This is a genomic window from Rhodococcus sp. (in: high G+C Gram-positive bacteria) (assembly GCF_049591685.1).
Taxonomy (GTDB): domain Bacteria; phylum Actinomycetota; class Actinomycetes; order Mycobacteriales; family Mycobacteriaceae; genus Rhodococcoides.
Genome location: NZ_JBAWFH010000154.1, coordinates 1 through 2656 on the forward strand (window position 1 = coordinate 1; position 2656 = coordinate 2656).

At 61.5% G+C, this 2656-nt stretch carries 2 protein-coding genes, 1 pseudogene and 1 riboswitch; of the genes and pseudogenes, 2 read left to right on the forward strand and 1 reads right to left on the reverse strand.

Annotated features, from left to right (window positions below):
* Positions 1–240 (forward strand): annotated as a pseudogene (locus tag WBQ44_RS06565) (hypothetical protein); the annotation flags it as partial.
* A 572-nt stretch (positions 241–812) separates the two neighbouring features.
* On the opposite strand, the gene WBQ44_RS06570 reads toward WBQ44_RS06565, so the two are convergent.
* Positions 813–1763: an iron-siderophore ABC transporter substrate-binding protein gene (locus tag WBQ44_RS06570; RefSeq protein ID WP_495565918.1), complete on the reverse strand. Its 951-nt coding sequence runs from the start codon at positions 1761–1763 to the stop codon at positions 813–815.
* A gap of 172 nt (positions 1764–1935) precedes the next feature.
* A riboswitch (SAM riboswitch) is annotated at positions 1936–2055 on the forward strand.
* A gap of 32 nt (positions 2056–2087) precedes the next feature.
* Here WBQ44_RS06570 and WBQ44_RS06575 point away from each other — a divergent pair.
* Entirely contained in the window at positions 2088–2516 is a 429-nt protein-coding gene (locus WBQ44_RS06575) for a mandelate racemase/muconate lactonizing protein (protein ID WP_495565919.1), read from the forward strand.
* Positions 2517–2656 lie beyond the last annotated feature (140 nt).

Consider the following 2656-nt stretch of genomic DNA (forward strand, 5'->3'; position numbering starts at 1 on the left):
ACCTATCAATGCGTGGTGTTGCAGCCGGAGATCATCCTGACAGGGCGATACAAAAACACTGCGCGGTTCTGGCGAATCGAGAAGATGTCGTCTCTCTCAATGGACCTTGACTGCCGACGATTCGACGTCCACCACGTAGTTTTGCAGCAATGGATAGCGTTCTACCTGCAGTACCCAAAGATGCGATTCGAACTCGGAACAGAAGCTGCCGCTGAGAGGTTGGCCGCAATCACCCCATGAAGTGCGTGACCGGCCCGTTGTGAGTGCTGAGAAAAGAGCGTCTCCGCGAAAGTTTAGTAACGTCGTCCGGTCACAGGACGGCTGTCGCCGTCGACCCCACGCACCACGAATGTGTGGCTCATTCTGATCGAAGTGTGGGCTGCCTGGCGCGAGCCGCACCCCGGTGACGTCACTAATTCAACCCGTTGTGAATTCAGCAGCGACCGGAGGACCAGGGGGCGCACGGACCGAACAAGATGTACTGAATCCGATCGACGAATTCGCGAGCGTCGGCCGAACCGGAAACAACCGCACCAAGCCCTAGATCGACCGCGGCCGAGCCGGTATCTGTCACCGCACTACCTGTGCTGGGCAGCGCGGACGCCGTGGCCGGAACGGCCATGCCGAGTGCGCATGTGATCGACACTGTGGCCAGTATCTGCTTAGCTCGTACGTTCATCAAGCCCGCCTTCGATAGTGGGTCTCGCAGTTGAATGCCGAGCAAACCACGATTCGACAGGTCCAGGTAGTCGTCCGATTGATGTACCCGCCTTTTGCCTCGTCGCCCGTGAGCACCCGCGGCTCGGTAGTCGCTATCCGATTGCGTCGGCAATTCGTGGGGCGAGATTGTCGATCGCGTAGGGGATCGACAGCACCGAGTTGTAGGTGATGGCTCCGCGTTGATCGATGGTGGCGGGAACGATCGCCCCGTTGCGCCCAGCCGTCGTGTTCGCGAAAGCCGGATTCTCGGCGACGATGTCGAAGTTTTCGTCCGGACCCAGTACGAGCATGACGTCCGCGTCGAGCAGGTTCACGTTCTCGGCCGACACTTCGACGTAGAAGGTGTCACCGGTGTCGCGACTCGTTACTGCCTCGGGGATCTGGAAGCCCAGGCCTGTCAGGAACTGACCGCGGCCGTCGCCGGGTAGGAAGCCTGCGTATACGCCGTCGTACGACATCACTGCGACGCCCGTCTTGCCGGCGAACTGGGGATACTTCGCGACGGTGTCGGCAATCAGGGTGTCGCTCTTCGCGTTGAGTTCTGCGCCCTGTTCGGGGACGCCGAGTGCGGTGGCGATCGTGTTCGTCGCCTGAGTACGGGGAACGGCGTAGGCAGCGGTGCCTTCGGGCCGTGCGACGGTGGGTGCGATCTCGCTGAGCTTGACGTACATCTCCTCGTCGAACCCTGCGTTCACCCCGAGGATGAGGTCAGGTTCCAGACCGGCGATCTGTTCGAGGTTGGGTTCAGAATCCGACTCGATGCGAGTGAGTTCTGCATCGCCGACAAGCCCCTCCGCCCAAGGACCCAATCCCGTTTCGTGGAAGCGGAACCCGGTGTTCCCGACGGGTACCTGGCCCAGTGCGAAGACGACGTCGGCGTCGGATACACCGAGGGCAACAATGCGCTCGGGCTTCTCCGCGACTGCGGTACTACCGAAGACATGCTCGATGGTGACGGGGAATGCGCCCGAGACTCCCGCAGTATCCGACGGGTCTGCCTCCGGCGACGAGCATCCCGCGGCCAGCACCATGCTGACCAGCAATACTCCTAGTTTCCATGAACGTATCCGCACCGCGTCTCCACCTCGCTCGCTGTAGGTAGGGTGCCCTAACCTGAAGAATCGGGTTTCGTAAACGCCGTGTCCTCTCGGGGTTGGGAGGGGCTTGCCGGCATTCAATGGCACATCGCGCTGACCGGGGTTATCCTCGGGGCAGGTTCAAGAGCGACAGTCATAGGTACCTGGCCGACTGTCCGGCAACCCCGTTTCCATCGACCGGGGTGCCCCAGGGGAAGAACCGGCCCGACCGGCAACCGCAGGCGGGCAAGTCGATGGAGGTCGCCACGCACCTCCGGGGCGAGGTGCAGCATGACCGATGATCCGAGACTCGTAGCAGCACAAGCGAAATGGGAACCGATCCCGCCTCAACGGCGCCGCCTTTGGTGCAGAACTTTGCTCGAATTCCCGCCTATCTGGTACGGGACGTTCCCCATGATCGCGACGAGGCAACAAGTGCTCGAGGGTGGCTACACCAATATCGGCGACTGGATTGATCTGGCGAAACGTGCAGAAGCAGTAGGTTTCACGCCGCAGACCTGGTTGATCTTCCGGCAGAGCCTCGCACGTGACTGGCTCGTCGAGCAGTTTCCCGCACATCCGGAAAACCAGCCCAAACGCCGCGGAAACGGTGGGATCGAGATGACGATCGTCAACCCCGAAGACTTCGCGGAATGGCCGTGGCTCTACGAGGCCGGCTATCAAGCGGGCGAGGCGACGACGAAGACTTTGACTCGATGACGCGTCGCGTTCCACGGAACCATTCGGACGTCGTCGACGTCTAATCTGGTGGTCGACGTGATCGAGGGGGTTCGGTGCGGAAACGAGTGGTGACGCTTGTCGGCGTGGCAGCGCTGGTTGCGGGATGCGGGGGCGATGTG

Excerpts from the sequence above, each read along its gene's own strand:
- WBQ44_RS06575 (WP_495565919.1), top strand. The coding sequence starts at position 2,088 with ATGACCGATGATCCGAGACTCGTAGCAGCACAAGCGAAATGGGAACCG.